The 21,535-nt window shown below is 68.4% G+C and carries 16 protein-coding genes, 1 tRNA gene and 1 CRISPR repeat array; of the genes, 9 read left to right on the top strand and 8 right to left on the bottom strand.

Features of this window, described 5'->3' with window-relative positions; all coding sequences use genetic code 11:
- Nucleotides 1-277: 277 nt before the first annotated feature.
- Nucleotides 278-793, bottom strand: coding sequence for a hypothetical protein (locus P2H44_RS24760; RefSeq protein WP_275768093.1), 516 nt, complete (start codon nt 791-793; stop codon nt 278-280).
- Between the two features lie 281 nt (nt 794-1,074).
- Between P2H44_RS24760 and P2H44_RS24755 the strand changes: the two genes are divergently transcribed.
- From P2H44_RS24755 to P2H44_RS24720, 8 genes are all read left to right on the top strand, one after another.
- Complete coding sequence (locus tag P2H44_RS24755; RefSeq protein WP_275768091.1) at nt 1,075-2,814, top strand: peroxidase family protein; 1,740 nt, start codon at nt 1,075-1,077, stop codon at nt 2,812-2,814.
- Between the two features lie 404 nt (nt 2,815-3,218).
- Nucleotides 3,219-4,319, top strand: coding sequence for a putative urea ABC transporter substrate-binding protein (locus tag P2H44_RS24750; protein ID WP_275768089.1), 1,101 nt, complete (start codon nt 3,219-3,221; stop codon nt 4,317-4,319).
- 127 nt (nt 4,320-4,446) lie between these two features.
- A complete protein-coding gene (locus P2H44_RS24745; RefSeq protein WP_275768088.1) occupies nt 4,447-5,259 on the top strand; it encodes an ABC transporter permease in 813 nt (270 codons plus the stop codon).
- Entirely contained in the window at nt 5,256-6,062 is an 807-nt protein-coding gene (locus tag P2H44_RS24740; RefSeq protein ID WP_275768087.1) for an ATP-binding cassette domain-containing protein, read from the top strand. The genes P2H44_RS24745 and P2H44_RS24740 overlap by 4 nt, the downstream gene beginning before the upstream one ends.
- Nucleotides 6,046-7,305, top strand: coding sequence for an agmatinase family protein (locus tag P2H44_RS24735; RefSeq protein ID WP_275768086.1), 1,260 nt, complete (start codon nt 6,046-6,048; stop codon nt 7,303-7,305). Before P2H44_RS24740 ends, P2H44_RS24735 begins: the two co-directional genes overlap by 17 nt.
- A 3-nt stretch (nt 7,306-7,308) precedes the next feature.
- Complete coding sequence (locus P2H44_RS24730) at nt 7,309-7,761, top strand: hypothetical protein (protein ID WP_275768085.1); 453 nt, start codon at nt 7,309-7,311, stop codon at nt 7,759-7,761.
- A 16-nt stretch (nt 7,762-7,777) separates the two neighbouring features.
- Nucleotides 7,778-8,218 (top strand): hypothetical protein, encoded by a 441-nt coding sequence (locus tag P2H44_RS24725; RefSeq protein WP_275768084.1) that lies wholly within the window; start codon nt 7,778-7,780, stop codon nt 8,216-8,218.
- 129 nt (nt 8,219-8,347) lie between these two features.
- Nucleotides 8,348-8,437, top strand: a tRNA-Ser gene (locus P2H44_RS24720).
- Nucleotides 8,438-8,617: 180 nt separating this feature from the next.
- Here P2H44_RS24720 and P2H44_RS24715 read toward each other — a convergent pair.
- The 4 genes from P2H44_RS24715 to P2H44_RS24700 all read right to left on the bottom strand — a co-directional run bounded on the left by P2H44_RS24715 (nt 8,618) and on the right by P2H44_RS24700 (nt 12,810).
- Nucleotides 8,618-9,403, bottom strand: a complete 786-nt coding sequence (locus P2H44_RS24715; protein ID WP_275768083.1) for a hypothetical protein — start codon at nt 9,401-9,403, stop codon at nt 8,618-8,620.
- On the bottom strand, nt 9,400-10,107 hold the full coding sequence (locus P2H44_RS24710) for a hypothetical protein (protein ID WP_275768082.1): 708 nt from the start codon (nt 10,105-10,107) through the stop codon (nt 9,400-9,402). The genes P2H44_RS24715 and P2H44_RS24710 overlap by 4 nt, the downstream gene beginning before the upstream one ends.
- A 205-nt stretch (nt 10,108-10,312) precedes the next feature.
- On the bottom strand, nt 10,313-12,592 hold the full coding sequence (locus P2H44_RS24705; protein ID WP_275768081.1) for a phage/plasmid primase, P4 family: 2,280 nt from the start codon (nt 12,590-12,592) through the stop codon (nt 10,313-10,315).
- On the bottom strand, nt 12,592-12,810 hold the full coding sequence (locus tag P2H44_RS24700; RefSeq protein WP_275768080.1) for a helix-turn-helix domain-containing protein: 219 nt from the start codon (nt 12,808-12,810) through the stop codon (nt 12,592-12,594). Before P2H44_RS24700 ends, P2H44_RS24705 begins: the two co-directional genes overlap by 1 nt.
- Nucleotides 12,811-13,119: 309 nt before the next feature.
- On the opposite strand from P2H44_RS24700, the gene P2H44_RS24695 reads away from it, so the two are divergent.
- Nucleotides 13,120-14,832 carry a serine protease gene (locus tag P2H44_RS24695; RefSeq protein ID WP_275768078.1) on the top strand — a complete coding sequence of 571 codons (1,713 nt, stop codon included), beginning with the start codon at nt 13,120-13,122 and terminating at the stop codon, nt 14,830-14,832.
- 250 nt (nt 14,833-15,082) lie between these two features.
- A CRISPR array of direct repeats spans nt 15,083-16,830; the repeat unit is 36 nt; unit sequence GTTGCGGCTGGACCCCGATCTCTGACCAGCTACACT.
- A gap of 73 nt (nt 16,831-16,903) precedes the next feature.
- Here P2H44_RS24695 and cas2 read toward each other — a convergent pair.
- From cas2 to cas9, 3 genes are read right to left on the bottom strand one after another with little or no spacing between them, the layout of a single operon-like run.
- Nucleotides 16,904-17,209, bottom strand: a complete 306-nt coding sequence (cas2, locus tag P2H44_RS24690) for a CRISPR-associated endonuclease Cas2 (protein ID WP_275768077.1) — start codon at nt 17,207-17,209, stop codon at nt 16,904-16,906.
- 29 nt (nt 17,210-17,238) lie between these two features.
- Nucleotides 17,239-18,156: a type II CRISPR-associated endonuclease Cas1 gene (gene cas1 / locus P2H44_RS24685; RefSeq protein ID WP_275768074.1), complete on the bottom strand. Its 918-nt coding sequence runs from the start codon at nt 18,154-18,156 to the stop codon at nt 17,239-17,241.
- Nucleotides 18,157-18,213: 57 nt separating this feature from the next.
- Nucleotides 18,214-21,405 (bottom strand): type II CRISPR RNA-guided endonuclease Cas9, encoded by a 3,192-nt coding sequence (gene cas9, locus P2H44_RS24680; protein ID WP_275768072.1) that lies wholly within the window; start codon nt 21,403-21,405, stop codon nt 18,214-18,216.
- Nucleotides 21,406-21,535: the final 130 nt, after the last annotated feature.

Here is a 21,535-nt window from a genome sequence, read left to right as displayed (position 1 = left end):
CGCCCTCCTCCGGGTCGGGACTTTCGAATGGGCCTCGGGAGGGACGCAGCGTCATGGCCCGGCCGCCCCCGAAACGCGACGCAGCCGCGCCTGAGCGCGGCGCGGCTGCTGCGTCTTGGACAGTATGGGCGGGCGCGCGGGGTTTCAAGACGTCCCGCGACCGGCCGTATCGGCAGGTCGGAACGCGCAGCGCCGGGCCCTGGGAAGGCCCGGCGCGGAAGAGGTTGGCAGGGGGCGCGGGCGGCGCCCCCCGGCAGGATCGGGGGGAGCCGCGCCCTCAGGCGCAGTTCAGGATGCAGTAGTCCGCGACGCGCTTGCGGTGCAGCTCGAGGTTGTCGTCGATCTGCGGCGCGGCGCCGGGGAACACGTCGGCGCAGTAGGAGGGGAGGGGGTACTCGCTCTCGGCCAGCATCCGCTCGGAGGCCTCGATCATCTTCTTGGCGGGCACGCGCAGCTCCAGCACGCCGGCTTCGGCCAGGGAGACGTTGACCTCGCGCAGCTCGCAGCCCTCGCGGGTGGGCAGCGTGTAGTCGATGCCGTGGGCGTCGAGGATGGCCGCGAAGCTCTCGACCGAGTGCTTGCCGACGGGGGCGGTCTCGGGGTTCTTGGCCCAGGTCTTCACCAGGCCGCCGAAGGCCTCCATCGAGTGGGGCGCGATGGTGAACATGTGGTCCGGCGCGACCGGCGCCGGCGCCAGGCCCGACGACTTGCGGGCCCAGGCGGCCAGCGAGGTGACGGTCGCGGCGCGGGCGAGCTGGCCCGGCACGCGGATCGCGGAAGCGGCGTGCGTCATATCGGTTTTTCCCTGATGTTTCGCGGACTTGTCCGCATCGCGAGCGCCGATCGCTCGCCAGGAAAGGCTCGACCGCCGGGCGCGAAACGCACGTGAATCAGGGTTCGACGGCGCGATGCGGAGACTTAGCGCCGAATCGCCCTGAGCGATTCACGAAGAATTCGCGCGGGCGCGTTAAGGAATTGTTCACGAGTTCCGACTCAGAGGGCCGCGCGAGCGAATCCGCGGCGCCGACGTCCCCCCGGACGGCGGCGCGGCGGAGGGCGCGGGAGGGTGAAGACGTGATCTATTCCATGGGTCGCGGCCGTCGCGCCGCTCCGTGGTCCGGGCGCGGCGGCGCGCTTCGCGACGGCGGAGACGCAGGCGCCGGCGCGCGGGACGACGACGGGCCCGACGGGCGCATGGCCTCGGCCTGCGACGCCCGCCGCACGCTGCGCCGGGCGCGGGCCGCGCCGGGCGCCTCCTTCGGCTTCCTGTTCCGCTGGGCGGAGGAGACGCCGGACGATCCCGACGCCGAGACGCGGCTCGCCTCGCTGGCCCAGGCGATGGCCGAGGACGAGTGCGTGCCCTGGCGCGCGGGCTCGGGCCTGCCGGCGATCGTGCCGATCTTCGGCCAGCTCCTCGAACACGACCTGACCGCGATGGCGGACGCGCGCACCACCGCCGGCCGCTCTCCCGAAGCCGCGCCCCTGCGCCCGCGCGCGCGCGACGAGATCGAGCGCTCGCTGGTGAACCTGCGCGACGGGACGCTGGAGCTCGAAAGCCTCTACGGCGTCGACGCGGTCGAGGGGCCGCTGGCCGAGAAGCTCGCCCGCCTGTCGCGGGAGCCGGGCGCCCCGGCGCGGCTGCGGCTGGACACGCCCGCCCCCTCGGCGCGGGGGCGGATGCCGCTGCCGCTCGACCGGGGCGCCGACCTGCCGCGGCTGGGCCGGGCGCTGTCGGAGGACCCGCGCGAGGGGATCACCGAGGCCGAGATCATGGCCCTGCCCCGCCGCGTGCGCCGCAGCTTCCTGCGCGACGGCGCGGTCAATCCCGCGCGGGCGCTGATCGGGGACCTGCGCAACGACGGCTCGCTGCCGCTGGCGCAGCTTCACGTGGCGCTGGCGCGGTTCCACAACCGCGTGGTGGACGAGCTGGTGGACCGCGGCGCGACCCCGCCCGAACGCCTGTTCGAGGCCGCCCGCGCCGAGGTGCGCCGCCACGTGCAGTGGCTGGCGCTGAACCGCTGGCTGCCGCGCCTGTGCGACGCCGAGGCGCTGGCGCGCGTGCGCCGGGCCGGGGCGCCCTTCTACACCGAGATGCGCAACGGCGTGCACGAACCCGGCCAGCGCCGCCAGCCCGCGGCGCTGGAGTGGTGGGCCGCCGCCGCGCGCTTCCGCATCGCCATGACGCCGGGGGAGACGGAGTGGAACCGCTTCCACCCCCGCGCCGACCAGGCGTTCCTGTGGCGCTCGACCGGGGCGGCGATGGCGGACGGACGGCTGCCGGCGGACCGGGTCGCGGACTGGTCGCTGCTGGCGGGCGAGCCGTTCTCGGGCGGGCCGCGGGGCGCGCGGGCGATCGGCACCAACATCTCCCCCGACGACCGCCACGCGGCCCTGTTCCAGGGGCTGGCGCTGTCGACCCTGCGCAAGGGGCACGCGCTGAACCTGCCGCCCGCGCAGGCCTGCGCGGCGGAGCTGAACATGGTCTACGGCGACCTCGTGCGCCCCCTCTCGCGCGAGGCGCTGTGCGGGGGGCATACCGGGGAGGCGATCCGCGACGGCATGGACGAGCGCACGCCGCTGTGGTTCTACATCCTGCGCGAGGCGGAGGTGCAGCGCGACGGGCGGGGCCTGGGCCAGCTCGGCAGCGCGATCCTGGCGGAGTCGGTGATCGGCATGATCGCCTCGGATCCGGCCTCGATCTGGCGGCTGCGGGGCGCGGACGGCAAGCCGTGGTCCCCCGCCGACGGCCTGCGCCCGGGCGGGATCGAGATCGACGACTTCGACGCCTTGCTGGAGGCGGCCGAGCTGCTCTGAACGCGCCGAGGCGCCCTTGGGCGCGGCGCCCGGGCGCGTCGCGCCGCTTTCGTGGGCGCCGCGGCGCCGCAATCGACGCCATTTCCGCAGCCGGAGCCCTCGATCCCGGCCCCGCGTTCCGCCGCGGCGCCGTCCGGGCGGGCGGATTGCACGGCTGGCACGCCCCGTGCATGATCCTGAACGCGCAGGACGCCTAGGGTTCCGGCCGCCGCGCGCCCGACCGTTTGAGGACGGACGCGGGGCGGCGCTGGTCCGAGAGGCGTCGCCCCTCCGCGGCAGCGGCGGGGGTACACGGCGGGAGAAAAGCCCGGGAGGCCACTGCGACGGTCCGCTACGCGTGCGCAGGTCCCGTCCGCGCGGGCGGATCGCAGCCTCCTTGGACGGGATCGCCGGAAGGACCCGAGATGACCCTATTCCGCAAGACCGCCCCGCGCCGGGGCGCCAAAGCCCTTGCGCTCGCCGCGGCCGGCGCGCTGGCCTTCTCCGCCGCCGCCCCGGCGACGGCGCAGGAGAAGACCGAGTTCTCGATCGCCTGGTCGATCTACGTGGGCTGGATGCCCTGGGGCTACATGGCCGACCACGGCATCATGGAGAAGTGGGCGGAGAAGTACGGCATCTCGGTCGAGATCGTGCAGATCAACGACTACATCGAGTCCATCAACCAGTACACGGCCGGCGCCTTCGACGGCGTCTCGGCCACCAACATGGACACGCTCTCGATCCCCGCGGGCGGCGGCGTGGACACCACGGCGCTGATCGTGGGCGACTATTCCAACGGCAACGACGCGATCCTGGTGAAGGGCGAGGGCAAGACGGTCGAGGATCTGAAGGGCCTGCCGGTGAACCTGGTGGAGCTGTCGGTCTCCCACTACCTGCTCGCCCGCGCGCTGGAGAAGGCGGGGCTGGCCGAGCGCGACCTGGGCGCGGTGATCAACACCTCCGACGCGGACATGGTCGCGGCCTGGCAGACCTCGGACGTCGAGGCGGTGGTGACCTGGAACCCGCTGGTCTCGACCATCCTCGGCATGGGAGACGCGACCAGCGTCGCCGACAGCTCCGACATCCCCGGCGAGATCATCGACCTGCTGGCGGTGAACACCGAGGTGCTGGAGGCCAACCCCGCCTTCGGCAAGGCGGTCGTGGGCGCCTGGTACGAGACCATGGCCCTGATGTCCCAGGAAGGCCCCGAGGGCGCCGCCGCGCGCGCCGCGATGGGCGAGGCCTCGGGCACCGACCAGGCCGGCTACGAGGCGCAGCTCGCCTCGACCGCGATGTTCTACACCCCCTCGGACGCGGTGGCCTTCGTCGAGAGCCCCGAGCTCGCCGAGACGATGAGCTACGTGGCCCAGTTCCTGTTCGACAAGGGCATCCTCGGCACGGGCGCGCCCTCGCCGGACTTCGTGGGGGTCAGCTATCCCTCGGGCCAGATCACCGGCGACGAGGCCAACGTGAAGTTCCGCTACACGGTGGAATACATGAAGATGGCGGCCGACGGCCTGCTGTGACGACGGCGGGGAGGCCGCCGCGGCCTCCCCTTCCCTGCCCCTCGCAGCGGGAGACGTCCATGAGCTTCCTTCGCGTTCCGCAGCCGCAAGCTCCCCGCCCCGCCCCCTGGCCGGCGGAGGGTTGAGGATGCGGTGGATCAACCGGCGGCCCGGGCGGCTGCTCGCCTTCGGCCTCGCCGCCCTGCCCTTCGCGCTGGCGGTTCTGGGCTACGTGATCGCCTCGGACCTGCGGCGGGCGGCGAACCCGGCCGACAAGCTGCTGCCGGCGCCCGCGCAGATCCTGGACACGGCGCTGAGCCTCGCGACCGAGGCCGACAAGCGATCCGGCGACGTGCTGCTGTGGCTCGACACCTCCGCCTCGCTGATCCGGCTGGCGGAGGGGGCGCTGATCTCGGCCTCCATGGGGCTGGTCTTCGGGCTGCTGATCGGGCTGATCCCCGGCATCCGCACGACGCTGGCGCCGTTCGTGTCGGTGATCTCGCTGATCCCGCCGCTGGCGATCCTGCCGATCCTGTTCATCACCTTCGGGCTGGGCGAGGTCTCGAAGGTCGCGCTGATCGCCATCGGCATCGCGCCGGTGCTGATCCGCGACATCGCCCAGCGCACCGCCGAGATCCCCGAGGAGATGATCGTGAAGGCGCAGACGCTGGGCGCCTCGACCTGGGCGATCCTGACCCGGGTGGCGCTGCCCCAGGTGCTGCCGCGGCTGATCGGGGCGCTGCGGCTCTCGCTCGGCCCCGCCTGGCTGTTCCTGATCGCGGCGGAGGCCATCGCCTCGACCGAGGGGCTGGGCTACCGCATCTTCCTCGTGCGCCGCTATTTCGCGATGGACGTGATCATCCCCTATGTCATCTGGATCACGCTGCTCGCCTTCCTGATGGACCTCGGGCTCCGCCAACTCCACCGGCGCGCCTTCCCCTGGGCGGGGCCGGCGACATGAGCTTCGTCAGCGTCTCCGACATCTTCCAGTTCTACGGCAAGCGTCCGATCCTGGAGCGCGTGAACCTCGAGGTCGCCGAGGGAGAATTCGTCTCCATCGTCGGCGCCTCGGGCTGCGGCAAGTCCACCTTCCTGCGCCTGCTGCTGGCGCAGGAGCGGCCCACCCGCGGCGCCATCTCCATCGACGGCCGCCCCCCGGCGCAGGAGCCCGACCGCGACCGCGGCGTGGTCTTCCAGCGCTACTCGGTGTTCCCGCACATGACCGTGCGCGGCAACCTGATCGCGGCGGAGGAGCTGGGGGGCGGGCGCGCCCGCCTCCTCCCCCGCTTCTTCGGCGCGCGCCGCCGCGCGGCCGCAAAACGCGCCGACGCGGCGCTGGAGCGGATCGGGCTGGCCCACGTGGCCGACCAGTATCCCGCCTCCCTCTCGGGGGGCATGCAGCAGCGCCTCGCCATCGCCCAGGCGCTGGCCGGCCGGCCCCGCGTGCTGCTGCTCGACGAGCCCTTCGGCGCGCTCGATCCCGGCACGCGGGTCGCGATGCACGGCTTCCTGCAGGACCTGCGGGCCGAGACCAACATGACCGTGTTCATGGTCAGCCACGACCTCGAGGAGGCCTTCAAGCTGGGCGACCGCGTGCTGGTCTTCGACAAGCCCCGCTGGGACCCGATCGAGCCCGAGGCCTACGGCGCCACCATCACCTACGACTTCGACGCGCGGGACGGCGGCATCCCCTACCAGAACCGCCCCTTCGCAGAGACCCCGACCTCGGACCACCAAGAGGACGACCATGTTCCCCAAGTCTGAACCCCGCCGCCGCATCTCCGCGCCGCTGTTCCCCGAGCGCCGCCGGATGCACCACCCCGACCTCTCCAAGCTGCAGGGCTGGAAGGCGATGCGGGCCGAGGCCGACATCCCCGGGACCGAGTGGGAGAAGGAGAAGGCCTGGGCCCTGCGCATGGGCCTGACCGGCGCCGACAGCATCGAGGACCGCTCGATCCCCACCTTCGCCCGCGGGGAGCTGCCCCACTACGCCGGCATCAACACCTTCCTGAAGGCCCCCTACGCCGAGGACGTGACCGAGGTCGGCCACTACGACGCCACCGTGCTGGGCATCCCCTTCGACGGCGGCACCACCTACCGCCCCGGCACGCGCTTCGGGCCCCAGGGCGTGCGCAAGATCTCGGCCCTCTACACGCCCTACAACTACGAACTGGCCGTGGACCTGCGCGAGCAGATGACGCTGTGCGACGCGGGCGACGTGTTCACCATCCCGGCCAACCTCGAGAAGTCGTTCGACCAGATCTCGCGCGCCGTCTCCCACGTGTTCTCCTCGGGCTCGCTGCCGATCATGATCGGCGGCGACCATTCCATCGGCTTCCCCTGCGTGCGCGGCATCGCCGAGTGCACCTCGAAGAAGATCGGCATCGTCCATTTCGACCGCCACGCCGACATCCAGGAGAAGGACCTGGACGAGCGGATGCACACCACGCCGTGGTTCCACTCGACCAACCTTCCGAACGTGCCGGCGAAGAACCTCGTCCAGGTCGGCATCGGCGGCTGGCAGGTCCCCCGTGAAGCGGTGAAGGTCGCCCGCGAGCGCGAGACCAACATCATCACCATGTCGGACATGGAAAAGATGGGCGTCGACAAGACCGCCGAGATGGCGCTCGAGATGGCCTGGGACGGCGTCGACATGGTCTACATGTCCTTCGACATCGACAGCATCGACTGCGGCTTCGTCCCCGGCACCGGCTGGCCCGAGCCGGGCGGGTTCCTCCCCCGCGAGGCGCTGGCGCTCGCCTCCAAGGTGGCGGCCGAAGGCATCTGCGGCATGGAGCTGGTCGAGGTCTCGCCCCCCTACGACACCTCCGACATCACCGCGCTGATGGGCACCCGCGTGATCGTGGACGTGCTGGGCGCGATGGTCGCCAACGGCAAGATGGGCGCCCACAAGCCGCACATCGACAAGCCCGTCAGCCTGCCGATGGGCGAGTGGTCCGAGGCCACCCACGGCCGCCGCTGGGGCCGCCCCGCCGGGAGCCGCTGAGCCATGCCCCACGATCATCCCCACGACCACGCGCATGGTCACGCGCACGGCCACGCCCACGGCCATGGCCACAACCACGCCCACGGCGACCACCTGCACAGCCACATGGAGCCCGGCGACCTCGCCGCCGAGCTCCAGATCCTCACCGCCCAGTTCATCGACGGCTTCCGCGAGGCGCGCGACAAGGCCGCCTACCTGCGCATCGCCGGCGTCCCCCTGGAGCTGGCCGACGAGGCCGGCGGCCCGCCCCTGAAGCTGGTGGACGTGACCCTGACGACGGAGTGGCAGGTGGGCACCGCCTCGCCGAGCTTCGGCAGTCGGGAGTTGTCCTACCTCCCCTTCCCGGGCGAGATGATCGCCGAGCGGACCAACATGGGCTTCGTCTATGTCTCGATGGACGCCAAGAAGGTGGTGGACCTGCGCGGCTTCCTGGCGGCGAAGGGCGCGCCGGGCTGAGCCCGGCGGCGAGGAGATGCGCGCGCGGCTGGCGCCTCCAATCCGCGCGCGCCTGAAGGAGTTCGACGACTGGATGTTCCCCTCGGGCGGCTGGCTGCGCGCGGCCGAGCCGATCGAGGGCCGCCTGCTGCGCCGCCTCGCCGGCCCGGTGCGCGACGACTACTGGCTGTTCGCCCCCGACGCGCCCCTGCCCGGCCCCGACGGCGCCCCGGTCGCGACCCTGCTCGTCGCCGCCCGCTGGGAGGGAGAGGCCCTGGACCTCGGCCCGCTGGAGACCTCGGTCTACGCCGCCGCGCCGGTTTCGCCGCCCCCGGACGGCCGCCTCGGCGCCGAGGCGCTCGGCCGCCCCTGCCTCGGCCGGATCGAGACCGACGCCCCCGCCGGCGCCGCTGCGCCCGCACGCCTCGACCGCAGCGGCGGCGTGATCGTGCCCTTCGCCCCGTCTCCCGCGCCCTGATCCCGCCCCGCTCCCCCCTCGGGCCCACCCCGCCCCGAGGCGCCCCCGCGCCGCCTCCGCCCCCCGCGACCGCGGCGCCGCAGATGCCGCCTTGAAACGCCGGCCGCCCTCGTTTAGAGGCACCCCCACGGAGAGGTGGCCGAGTGGTCGAAGGCGCACGCCTGGAAAGCGTGTATAGGGGCAACTCTATCGCGGGTTCGAATCCCGCTCTCTCCGCCACCACACCCCGTTTTTAGATTTATGTTCAGCGGCTTAATAACCGACCGCGATATCTGTTCCCACGATCATTCCCACACAGCGTCGACGCGCCACGCTCCCTTTGGCCTGATTGCTCAAAGACCGAGATATCGTTCGAGTCAGCGGAGCCGAGCGAGGCACAGACGAATTCTGCCAAACGGATCAGAAGTCGCCTCGTGCAGACCGACGTTCCTTCAACCGCAGCAACATGGACAGCATCCGCTCCAGCTTGCGGTCCAGATGCGCCTCGTACCTCGCCAGTTTGTCGAGGCGATCCGCATCGAGGGATTCTCCGATGGCCTGCATCCTGATCAAAGGGCGGGCCTCGATCGCGAGGCGGCGGCGGGCGACGAAATCCTCGATGCGCTCGATGAAGTAGGCCCCGAGTTCGTCGCCGTCGGCCAGATCGGCCAAGTCGTCCTCTTCCGGGTTCACGCCCGTCGCACGAAGGAAATCCGCCGCGAGGTCCTGGAGGATCGGCGGCAGGTCGTCCAGGAACGCCTCCAGCGCCGCCTCGCCCGGCCCTGACATTGCCGCGCATCCCTTGTGGACCGACGCGGCGAACGCCTCCAGCGCCCCTAGATCCGCGGCGTCGAGGCTTGGGTCCGCCTCGAGCGCAGGGCCGGTCGGCTCTTTGTGCACGCTCGCCCGACGGTGGGTCGTCGCCGCGCCCGACAGGTCTTTCCAAGTCTTCGCCCCCTCCTGCAGCCCTCTCTGGTGCGCCGCCCGCTCGGCCATTCGCAAGCGGCGCTTGCGCCAGATCACGCCCGCGATCTCCTCGGTTAGGTGCTCCTCGGTCGGGCCGGACGGCCGGTGCTCTTCCACCAGCGCCTGCAGCAACGCCTCGAACTCGGAAGGGTCCTCCCACGGCAGGAGGGCGTCTCGCGTCAGGACGCCATGACGGATCGCGTTGAACCGGGTCACGGCGAAGGAACCTGCATCGCTCATGGTCGTCCCCTTTTCGGCTGTCGCTTGCCATCGATGATCGCGAGGAGGGCCTCGGCCTTGTGGAAGAAGGCGCGATCAGCCGCATCTTCCAGGTTATGGATCTCGTCGACGGTCCGATCATAGGTCCGCCGCCACATGCCTTTGGGCCGGCGCGGAATCGCCGCGCCCAGGCCCGGCTCGCCGCCGAGCCGCCGGCGCAACTTGTTCGCGCGGCGCAGAGCCCGGTCCATGGCAACCTCGCGCTGGCTGGCGTAGGGCGAGCGGGCGCAATGCCGGCACAGGAACCACTTGCCAACCGCGTAGAGCATCGCCACCCGCCGACCGCAGGGCGCGCCGTTCACGACGCCGGGACAGCGGAACCAGGGACGGTCGCCGCCGAACCGGCAGGGCGTCCGCTCGACCGGCACGAACTCGTCGACGTCCTCCCAGTCGCGTCCCGCCAATCTCACGCGGTAGATCAGGCGCAGCCCGCCAGGCGCGGCGAGCAAGTTGATGCGCGCGATCTCATCGCCCTCGCTCGACCAGGTCCAGGACCCCGCCCACGCTTCGCGCAGACAGCCGGCGCGATGCAGGCGGCCGATCTCGATGCGGCGGCGGTGCTCCAGCGGCGTGCGTCCCCAGCCGGAGCGTCGCCCGGACCCTAGCCCGCCCATGATCTGCCCCTCGGATTTTCTCGAAATCGCCTGGCAAACCGGCTGGTCCATCGATTGCCATCGACGCCGCTCACAGCAACGGGGGGTGACGGGTGACACGTGGTGACGGGTTTTCGCATATCTCTCTTGAGGCGCGCGCGCGTAGGCTCGATATCCCCAAAAAATGCGTCACCACGTGTCACCCGAGGTGCAAGCCATTGATTTCGCATCATGTGAGGGTGACACGTCACGGGGGTCTGATCCGTCACCCGTTCCGTCATCGCTCATCACCCCAGTGCGGAGCCGCCTCTTTCAGCAGCGTCAGGCCGATCCGCCCGCGGGCCTGCTTGCCCCCGACCTTCCTCCGCGTGGCGAGGTATCCCCGCTGTTCCAACTGGTCGCCGAACACCTTCAGCGCGCCGGGCTTTTCACCGTTGGCCACGCACCATTCGGTCCAGGACGCGAACAGGTCCGCGGCGGGCTCGAAGCGCGCGGCGTTCCCGGCATCGACCAGGCAGCAATCGTCCAGCCACTGGCCGATCAGGTCCTGCGTCCCGAAGTAGGCGTCCGTTTCCTGAAGCACCGCCGCAGGCGGGCGCAGCCCGTGCGCCTGCCACTCGATGCAGCCCTCGATCGCCCAACGGAGGATGCCAGGCCATTCATTGCGCAGCCGCTCGCCCAGCGTCCGGTCCGGCCTCGCGGGCTTCAGCGTGAACGGGACGATCTGGAAGCGACGGCGGGCGGCCTCGTCGACATTCCGCAGAACCGGCTTGTGGTTGCCGACGATGACCAGCTTGAACTGCGGCTGGAAGGTGAAGAAGTCCTGCCGCATGAACCGGGCCGAGATTGGATCCCCGCCAGTCAACTGCTTGATGCGCGCCTCGGCCCAGCCTCGACCGCTCTCGGTCTCGGACGCGGTCACCAGGCGCGCGCCGTTCATCATTGCCAGCTCTGTGGCGTGACGGTCGTTGTTCGACGCCGTGAAGGCGTCCATCGGGGCGGTGACCGCGTAGTCGCCGAGAATGCCGTGGAGCGCGTTGAGGAAGACGGACTTCCCGTTTCCGCCCGGGCCATAGATGAAGACGAGCACGTGCTCGCGCGTATCGCCGGTCAGCGCGTAGCCGAAGATGCGCTTCAGGTAGCCGATCAATTCGTCGTCGCCGCCCGTCGCCTCGTGCAGGAACTCCAGCCAGGCCGGGCAGTTCGCGATTTCGGCGGGCGCGACGCAAGCCTGCCGCGTGACAAGGCTCGCACGATCCGGGCGAGTCAGCTCGCCGGTGGCGAGGTCCACCTCGCCGCCGGGCACGCCCAGCCGCATCGGGTCCGGGTTCCAATCGTCCTGGCGGACCGCGACCCGGCGGTCGACGCTGGCCAGCTTCTCGGCCCCCTGAGCGAAGCTCGACTTGCGGGCCGCCACGCGAGCCCTGGCATCGAGACCCTCGCTGACCTCGCGGGCCAGGGCGCGCACATGGTCCGCGGTGGCGCGGGTGACGTCCCTCGCCCAATGATCGCCCTGCCAACGGAACCAGGCCCCGGCGTCATGGTCGAACCGAAGGTTTTCGCCCTCTCGGTCGACCAGGAGCAGCGCGACACCGTCTTCCGTTGCCTCGCCGCCCGTGTCCGGCGTCTCGTCTCCATCGTTCGTCGTTGAGGTCCGGCCTGCCGCCTTCCCCCAGGAACGCTGGAACTCGGCGTCCAGTCGATCATGGAACTTGCGGGCCGGTCCGTCCGGATGCCGGCGCACGATCTCCAAGGCCACGTCGCGCGGAAACCGCTTGCGAAGCGCACTCACGATCGCCTGGAAGTCTGCGGAGCGGTCGCCGCTGCGGCCATACGCGAGCAGGCGCTTCAGCGCCGGGGACAGGGAAGCGAGCGCGGCCTCGACCTGGTTTTGGAAGGAGGCCTGCCCATGGTCCGCTCCGTCCTCGGCATCGCCTTGGACGTCGTCATCGTCTCCCTCATCGGAGCCGCTCTGTGATGCCCTTAGCGAGGCGATGGCATCGTCGATGGACGCCAATTCCGTCGGGGCGTCCTTCAGCGCCTCCCCGGTGACGGTGATGTAGCGTCCGGTTTCCGTGTTCGCGTAGATCTCGAACGAGCCGCCTTCCGGATGGGGCTGCCTGCGATGGATCGGCGGGCGGTCGTCCCGCACCCGGCCGATGACCCGCAGCCCTTCCCGGCTCGGCGTGATCTCGACATAGGCTCCAGGCGTTTCGGCGAGGCGCGCGGCCCAGGGCAGCAGAGCGCCCGTCTCTGCACCACGCACATCGTCGAGGTCGATCGCCGCCAAACCCTTCAGGTCGAGCAGCTGAAGGCCGATCCCATCGAGGCCGCCGGCATCGAGCGCGGCCAGCGCCTCGTCGAGGGTGGCCCAGGTCGAAGGATCATCGTTCTTCGCGTAGCCGCCATCGCGACCGTCCCCGACCCGACGGGGCGGCTTGGTCGCCCTGCCCTTGCGCGTTTCCCAGCGCCAACCGACCCACCGCCGCTCCGGCGCGAGGAAGGCAAGACACTCCGGAAGCGTGAAGCCGCCGGCAAAGGGCGCGCCGCCGTCCATCAGACCGCGCCCGTCCGGGCTTCCATCGCGGCGAGCCACGCCTCGATCGCCGCCACGCGCACCAGCCGGCGCTTGCCGAACTTGATGCTCGGAAGCTCGCCGCTGCCGATCGCTTCGTAGATCTTCGTGCGCCCGACGCCAGCCAATCGAGCCGCGTCGGCCGGCGAGACCGCCAGACCTCCGCCGCCCAAGCTCGCGCTGTTGTCCGAAATTCGCATTGGTCCGCTCTCCATCGTGACGGTGCGTCGATGGTGGCGGACGACAGGTGGGCGAAAACAGTGGGCGAAAACCACGGAGGTTTCTGGCCAGGCACGGTCGCGTCTTAGCCGGAATGGCCCCGCGGCATGGACCTCGGATCCACAGCCGAGCAGCGGTCACATCACCCGTCAGTCCGCCGCACTCGCTGCACCGGCGGCATCAGGCAGCCGGCTGAGCCCCACGATGGCCTCGAACCGCATGAATTCAATTTTCTTGATCGCGCCGCCACGGTTCATCAGCATGATGAGGAATCGCACAGGGAGCTGATCATGCTTGGGATCGCAATGCGGGCCTGCCTATTGCTGCTTGCAGTCGCGGTGATCCCTTTGGGGTTCGCCTCACGGTCTCAGGCCGCCGGATGGGTGCAGATCGCCAGCGAACCCAACATCCGCTCGGCCACCGCCCGGGCCGCGGCGTTCGCGTCGACCCACCGGGATGTTCGAGTCTACGCGACCACCTCGGGGTGGTTCGCCATCGTGCTCGGGCCGCCAGGGATAACCAATCCCGAAGATGCCCTCGCGCGGTTCAAGTCCAGTGGGATGGTGCCCGGGGACAGCTTCGTCACCGACGGACACACCTACCTCCGAGAGGTCTGGAGCAGTGGCTCCGCACTGACTGACATGGCTCTGGTCGATGCCGTCAAGCGTGAGTCCATGTGGTCCGAGCGTACCCGCATGGGCGTCCAGAACGCGCTGATCTGGTCGGGCGACTACCGGGGGCGGATCGATGGCGATTTCGGCCGCCTGACACGGGAAGCGATCATGGCGTTCCAGAGCAAGCTCGGCGATGCCCCGTCCGGATACCTTACCGAGCCCCAGATCGCCGAGTTGGAAGCCCGCCGGGTCGCTGCTCAGCAGCGAGCGGGTTATCGCGTGGTCGATGACTACCAGACCGGCATCCGCGTAGGCATGGCCGAGAACCTGCTCCGGCGCGAAGCCCAGGATGGGGTCCTGGTGCCCTTCAGCTCCTTCGACGGGCACGCGTTCATGATGCTCCTCAGCATGCAGGGCGGCTCCGCATCGCTGGCGTCGCTCTACGACACCACGTTGGAGATCGCCGCGGAGATCCCCGGACAGGCGGAGGTCTACAAGCCCCTGCGGGACGACTGGTTCGTGGTCTCGAAAAGCGGGTTCACGCAATCGCTCTATGCCTATGTCCGGCTCGAATACGGCGCCGCCAAGGGGTTCATCCTCCAGTGGGACAACGATGCGGCCCAGACCTACGGACCTATCGCGACCGCCATGTTCAACGATTTCGGAACGATCGCCGGCGTGGTTCTAGACCCGAACGCGCCCACCGTCGCCTCTGCTTCGGCCTCTCCCCGCCGAACCCCGCAGCCGCCAGTCCAGGATGAGCCCCCCTCCGCCGCGTCCAGCGGCACGGGGTTCTTCGTCACCCGTCAGGGGCACGTTCTGACCAACAGGCACGTCATCGAGTCCTGCAGCTCGATCACCGTTGCGGACGTCCCCGCCACGGTCGTCGCCTGGGACGAGGACCTCGATCTGGCTCTGCTGCAGACCAGCAACGGCTCCAGCCCCTCTCAAATCGCCAAGTTCGCGCCCCGCCCCGCCAGGCTGAACGCCGACGTGACCGCGCTTGGCTATCCGTTGCATGGGCTGCTCGGTGGCCTGAACGTGACCCGCGGGGTGGTCAGTAGTTTGTCCGGGGTGCTTGGAGACCGGAACGTCATCCAGATCAGCGCCGAGGTCCAACCCGGGAACTCCGGGGGGCCTCTGCTGGACGCTCAGGGCGCGGTTGTCGGCGTGGTTGTGGCCAAGCTGGACGCTTTGGCGGTGGCGCAGATTTCAGGCGATCTCCCGCAGAACGTGAACTTCGCGATCCGCGGCGAGCTCGCCAAGGCGTTCCTGTCCCGAAACATGGCGGACTTCGAAATCGAGATGTCCATGCACCCGCGGTCGCCATCTGACCTGGCCGAGGCCGCCAGCTCATTCACCGCGCTGATCGAGTGTTTTCCAGTCTAGACCGTCTTAACGACATTCCTACATGAGAGTGCCGTTAGAATCGACTTGGTCTTTGTGCCCATCGAGACTGCGGCAGACCAGAACGACAGGCGGCATGCTCGCCCTGACAAGGCGGACAGGGCGTCGACCAGGTACCGAGCGGGATAAAAATGCATCGGACGAGGGCCGTTTCGCCGCCGACTCGAGTGGCTGGTTTTTGCGGCGCCCGAGCGGCCGGCTTCTCCCCCGCCGATGAAACGCTTTATCGGCGGTTGCGGCTGGACCCCGATCTCTGAACAGCTACACTGAGGCCGAAGCCTCCGCTCTCAGGAAAGAGGTTGCGGCTGGACCCCGATCTCTGACCAGCTACACTCTTGGAGGGCAGTTTCGACGAAGCCCTGCAGTTGCGGCTGGACCCCGATCTCTGACCAGCTACACTCGCTCCACCAGCCCGCCCACGTCACCCCCGGTTGCGGCTGGACCCCGATCTCTGACCAGCTACACTGACGGCCGAGACCTCGACACCCCATGGCCGGTTGCGGCTGGACCCCGATCTCTGACCAGCTACACTGCGGACCGGGACGAACCGGAACCGGGTCGGGTTGCGGCTGGACCCCGATCTCTGACCAGCTACACTGTCTGCCAACGACTACCGCGCCACCATCCTGTTGCGGCTGGACCCCGATCTCTGACCAGCTACACTGCCCTGGATGTGATACCACCCCCAGGTCGAGTTGCGGCTGGACCCCGATCTCTGACCAGCTACACTACTGATGTCACTTGATCCATTCGCCTTCGTGTTGCGGCTGGACCCCGATCTCTGACCAGCTACACTGTCCTCACCAGCAACCGAGGACGAGACTTGTTGCGGCTGGACCCCGATCTCTGACCAGCTACACTTCGGAAGAGTGACGCACCGCCCGTATCGCCGTTGCGGCTGGACCCCGATCTCTGACCAGCTACACTGTCGGTGGTGCGCTCCGCGGCGTCCATGGTGTTGCGGCTGGACCCCGATCTCTGACCAGCTACACTACGACGTCCTCCTCGCCTCCCTCCGCAAGGTTGCGGCTGGACCCCGATCTCTGACCAGCTACACTTGTGCACGAGCTGCACGGGGCGGAGAGCGCGTTGCGGCTGGACCCCGATCTCTGACCAGCTACACTTGGTCAGGACGGCCTGATCTACCACAACGGGTTGCGGCTGGACCCCGATCTCTGACCAGCTACACTGTGGAGGCAGAACTCCTGTCCGTCGTTTTGGTTGCGGCTGGACCCCGATCTCTGACCAGCTACACTGACGGGTCGCCGATGATGGCGTGGTGCGTGGTTGCGGCTGGACCCCGATCTCTGACCAGCTACACTCCGGCGCTCGAACACCGCGCCGGGCAGCGTGTTGCGGCTGGACCCCGATCTCTGACCAGCTACACTTCGATCCCCTTGTGACGGCAGCGCGTCTCGTTGCGGCTGGACCCCGATCTCTGACCAGCTACACTCAGCTCATGAACCTCCTCGTCAACTCCTCGGTTGCGGCTGGACCCCGATCTCTGACCAGCTACACTCGCCGCACGCTGCCTCGCATCACGCTTCTGGTTGCGGCTGGACCCCGATCTCTGACCAGCTACACTTCCGAACAAGAACTTCCTCCACCTGACCCCGTTGCGGCTGGACCCCGATCTCTGACCAGCTACACTAAGCCGGATTTCCGAAGCCGTCGCAGTCTGGTTGCGGCTGGACCCCGATCTCTGACCAGCTACACTTCGGCGCTGTAGGCGTCCGCTGTAGCCGCGTTGCGGCTGGACCCCGATCTCTGACCAGCTACACTCGATCCCGCCAGCACCGCGACTCCCCCCGGGTTGCGGCTGGACCCCGATCTCTGACCAGCTACACTATCGCCATACTCGTCCCGGCCCTGAGGCTGGTTGCGGCTGGACCCCGATCTCTGACCAGCTACACTTCAGCTTGGACAGGCCCGTTCCCGAGAGAGGTTGCGGCTGGACCCCGATCTCTGACCAGCTACACTTCGAACCCACACAACCCGCTGAGAAACAACGGGAAATTGGAGCGCGCGTTCGCTCGAAAGTGTTTGGCGAGGCTCAAAACAGCACCATCTGCTCGGGATTTTGCGGGGCGCCGCGGCGACCCTGATCGTAGAAGCGAATCGTGTTCGCGTATTGCTTGTCCGTGAATTGCAGGATCTGGACATCGCCAGACGGGGGCAAGGCACGCTCAATTCTCCGGACGCGCGCGTCGAAAGCGGGACGTCCGTTGACGAACCGAGCATAGACCGAGAACTGGCTGCGCTCGAACCCTTCGTCCAGCAGGAAGTTTCTGAACTTCGTGGCCGCAGCGCGCTGACGCTTCGTATCGGTCGGCAGATCGAACATCACCAAGATCCACATCAGTCTGTACCCGCTGAGATGAGTGGCACTCATAGCTCGGCTCCAAGAGACCGAAGCTCCAACGCGCTTGGCGCTTCGGGAAACAGCAGCATGTCGCGCCCAGTCTCGAAGCTCCGCGCCAGCGAGAACGTCTGGCGCGACAAGACGGCCGTCAGAGGGCTGCGCTCGCCCTCGACATCCAGGTCCAGCGCGATCAGACGGCCAAGAACTCGCTTGGCCTCCGGCGTCACCTCGCTGACGCCCCGCGCCGACATGCCTCTGACGGCGCAATCGACCAGCGGGCGGAACGGCTCGACCATGTCGTCGGCCAGCGCGAAGGCGTTGCCGCGGTTCCTGTGGAACAGCCCCATGGTCGGGTTCAGCCCGGCGGCCACGACCGCACGGGCGACCGCCGCGCGCAGGACGGTGTAGCCGTAATTCAGCAGCCCGTTCATCCCGCCTCCGCCGACCTCCCTTCGGAACTCCTCACCCATCATCAAGGGCCAGTATCGGCGTGCGGCTTGGGCTTCGAGATTGCCTTCGTCTCCGCTGCGGACCGCACGGGCCAGATGCAGCAACGGCGCCGTAGGCGCCCCGAAGGCGTCGAGCGCCGCCGCCTGCATCAGGATCTTGCGAACCACGATTGCTTGCCACAGGCGCTTCTGCAGCGGGCGCTTCGCCTCCCACTGCGCCCTCATCCTGGCGCCCTGTGTGACATGTCCTTCCAGCGGCCAGAGGATCGCCTGTGGCGCGTGCGAGGCGGCGCAGACCACCACCGGCGCGCCTCGTTCAGCCAGTGCGACCAGAAGACTGTTGGACCAGGTCACCCCATGCGCGTGCACGATGACGGCTGCGATCTGATCCAGAGGAACTCGGCCGACCTCTTCATGCCCCTCGCTGACGACAAGAAAGCCACGGGCGCGGGACAGATGCCGGCCATCCGTCGCGATATCCAGAACCTGATCCAAATCGATGCTCCGCAATTCCACGCCAGCGTTGCAGATCGACAGATTCGTTCAAGATATTCATTCGAAAGGTCCAGGGTCGTGGATGCGACCAAGCATATCGACATGAATCAGTCGGCCCTGACATCTTCGAAAAGTGGACAGAGACATGCGGATCATGTCGAATGGATCGGACTTGTCCCGCGCTCTCGCGTCGACATTAGCCTCGTTATGCGGGGCCAGAACCAGGCGCGGCTCCCCGAACTGCTGCACCAGCGCGATCATGGGCGTCCCGGTCTTGGGGTGGTGCAGGGCGAGAAGGTCGTTCTTGTGGATTCGCATCAGCCGTTTCGCTGCTGGATGCGGACGGCTATCAAAGTCAGGCCGGTGCGCGTCGAAGGTCGAGACGACGACCCGCTCCCAGGATCCATCAGGCAGCCTCCAGACCTCATAGACGTGATTGCTGTTGCCGCTCACGCCCTTGTAGGGCCTACCTTCGCGGTCCTTGATCCCGATTGCGGACATGGCCGTCAGCAGACGAACCCGCCGGATGCCCTGATAGGGTCCGGGGCGCTTGGCGAAGTCGGATAGCGCGGCCTTGGTCTCCGCCTCCTTCAAGCCACGCGTCGCGCATTCCAGCAGGGCTGACAACTGCGGGTCGCGGATGTTGGGGATGTCCGACAGCTTCAGCGCATCGAGCGGCTTGCGCGTCACAACGATCGGCGCGCCGGTCGAGCTCACCTCCTCCGTCAGACCATAGGCCGTATCCTTGTGCAGCGCTCCGGCGGTGCTGTCCCGGCCTTGCGCGCGCCCCTCGAAAGCGATGCGCCCATGGTCGGGCCTGTGGCTGACGACGATGGCGTCCAGAATGGCGCGCACGTCCTCACGGAACCCAGCATAGGGCGGCTCCAGATCCGCCACCACATCCAGCGTCCCATTCTCCCTGCGCCGACCCGAAGCCTTCTGAATCCGCGCCATCAAGCCCTGGTCGATGGCTCCGACCACGGCGGCGTCGATCGCATGATGCCGATGATCCGTCCGCTTCTTCTCGGAAGAGGGATGATCCTCGCTGATCGAGAGATCGAAGTTCAGCCCCCACTGGCGACGCAGCATCTCGGTCATGCGCCCCGGAACGACATAGACTGGCGCGGTCCCCTTTTCCGGATAGAGACGGGAGAGATATTCGCGAGAGATCCGGCTCAGGTACTGCATGTCGACCAGCTGACGAGCCAGGAAGTCACGCTCCCCCTCGAAACGCGCCATGGCGTCCTTGGCGAACCGCCAGCGCTTCGCCGTAGGCAGGCGCTCGATCAGTGGTGCGATCGTAGCCCAGCGCTCCGCGTCCTGTCCGAACGCCTCCCAGGGTGACCGGTTTCGTTTGTCCCTGTTCGCTTCGCGCGTGCACAGAACCTTGTTAGCAATGCTATCATCCAGAGTGCGCGAGAATGGAAGGATATGATCCACCTCGACGGATCCATCGAAAAGCATTCCCGCCGTGATGATCTTCCCAGAGTAGGGACAGAAGCGAGGCAGTGGATCTTCGCCCTGCTTCTCCCACAACCGGAGGATCAGCCGGTTCGCGCCGGTGTCCTTTTGGCCGAGTTCCCGCAGCTTGTCGCCCCGACGCAACGCATCCTCGCGATTGCGCCGGTTCACGACCTCCAGCTCCCGCTTCTGATCCTGCGAGAGTTTCAGGTCGCGTCCCAACTCCACCACGATCCTGTCCGGCAGCCCATGCCGGTCAATCACAGCGTTCACGACGTGGCGAAGCTGTCCCAGCCCGATATGCACCGTCGGATTGGTAATCCGCCCGTAGCGCGTGACGTCGTCGTCCTGGGGCCGGTTGCTGCCAGGCAGGACATGACGATCCAGGACCTGCCCATAGTAGGGCAGGCGCTCCAGCACCTCGCCGGTACGGAAATCCGAGTGGTGCGAGAACGCCTCCTCGCAGGCGCGGCTGTAGACGATCACCTCGCGCTGTAGGATCGGCAGAAGCGCCCGCGTCGCCTTCAGGCCGATCCGCCCATGCCCTTCCGGCAAGGGCGCATTCAGCACCGCCTGGGCGTTCTCGAGGACGAGGCCATGCTCGCGCATCAGCCGCGCGACCAGCCGCTCGGCCTGCGCGTCGGTCTCAACGCGGCGGATCCGCGCGATCACCCGCCACTGGCGCTCCGCGGACAGCGCAGTCCAGCTAGGTCCGAAGCGGGTTTTGTGCGCCATGATCGCGCGAACGGCGTCGCAGGGCAGGTCCGGACGCGCCTGTCGCTCATGCGAGAAGCTCTCGCCCGTGGTCAGGCCCACCGCTTTGCGCAGGCGTGCGAAGCTGATCTTGGACGAGCTCGGCGACTTCGCCGTCTGCCCGTCCAGAGCCAGCAGCGCCCTGTCGCGCTCCTCCATCGTCAGGGGCCTTTCCTCCGCCCCGAAGACCACCCGCAAGGCGTTGACCGTCTCCAGCAGAACCCTGCGTTGATAGAGTGGATGCGCCTTCGCCAGGCGTCGATCCTCGAAGTAGAGGCAACGTCCGACGACAGGCGCTTTGAGGGGGCGCTGATGAAAGATCGTCTCGAACAGCGAGCCGCGCAGCGCCTCGGTCAGCTCCTGGTGATGGACCGCCTGAGCCTCCCACAGCCGATCGAACTCATCCTCCAGATGCCGGCGCTCCGGGTAGAAGTCGTATCCCGTCTCCGCGGCGCCGCGCGGGGTCAGCCCCAGGGTCTGCAGACGGGTCCGAACCGCCGGAGGCCGGTCTGGCGAGGCGGCCCGCCGTTGATGCAGGAACGCGCCAAGGGTCTTCGCGCCCTCCGCCATCATCGCCTGATCCAGCCGCGCGGCCGCGTCCTTGATCTTGCCGCTCTCGTTGTCGCCCCGGTCGGTCTTCCGGTTGGACTTGAAGCCCCGGCGCTGATTGAGGTGGAACAGCGCGCGTCCGAATTCGTGCAGGCTGAGCGGCTCGGTCAGACCCCGCGCACGCAGTTCGAACGGATCCAAGGCTTCCAGCGTCTTCGCCATCTCTCGATCCAGCGGCATCAGTCCCGCCCGAGCAAGCTTGCGCATCAGGCTGGCGCGCCGACGCAGATAGCGGTCTCGCCGCCGTCGCGCAGCCCGCGCGGCGCGACGGTCTTTCGCCAGGCTCTCCTTCGACTTCGGATCCCTGCCGTCCGAGAAAATCCTGACCCCCCCGTCAAGGGACCCGATTGGCGATCCATCCCTCGTCTCATAGAGCCACCAGCCGATAGAATTCGTGCCGATGTCCAATCCCAGCCGCTTGCTCATCGAAACCTCCCCAATCGGAGACAATTTCGATCCGCTCTGAAGTTTGCGTCAACACGAAACGCAACTTGGCCGCCGAAAGCCACTCGGCCGGCCGGCCAAGCCTTGACCAAAGGTCGCGGCCTTCCCATCA

This window comes from Albimonas marina (genome assembly GCF_029223255.1).
Taxonomy (GTDB): domain Bacteria; phylum Pseudomonadota; class Alphaproteobacteria; order Rhodobacterales; family Rhodobacteraceae; genus Albimonas.
This window is presented reverse-complemented; position numbering and strand designations above follow the sequence as displayed.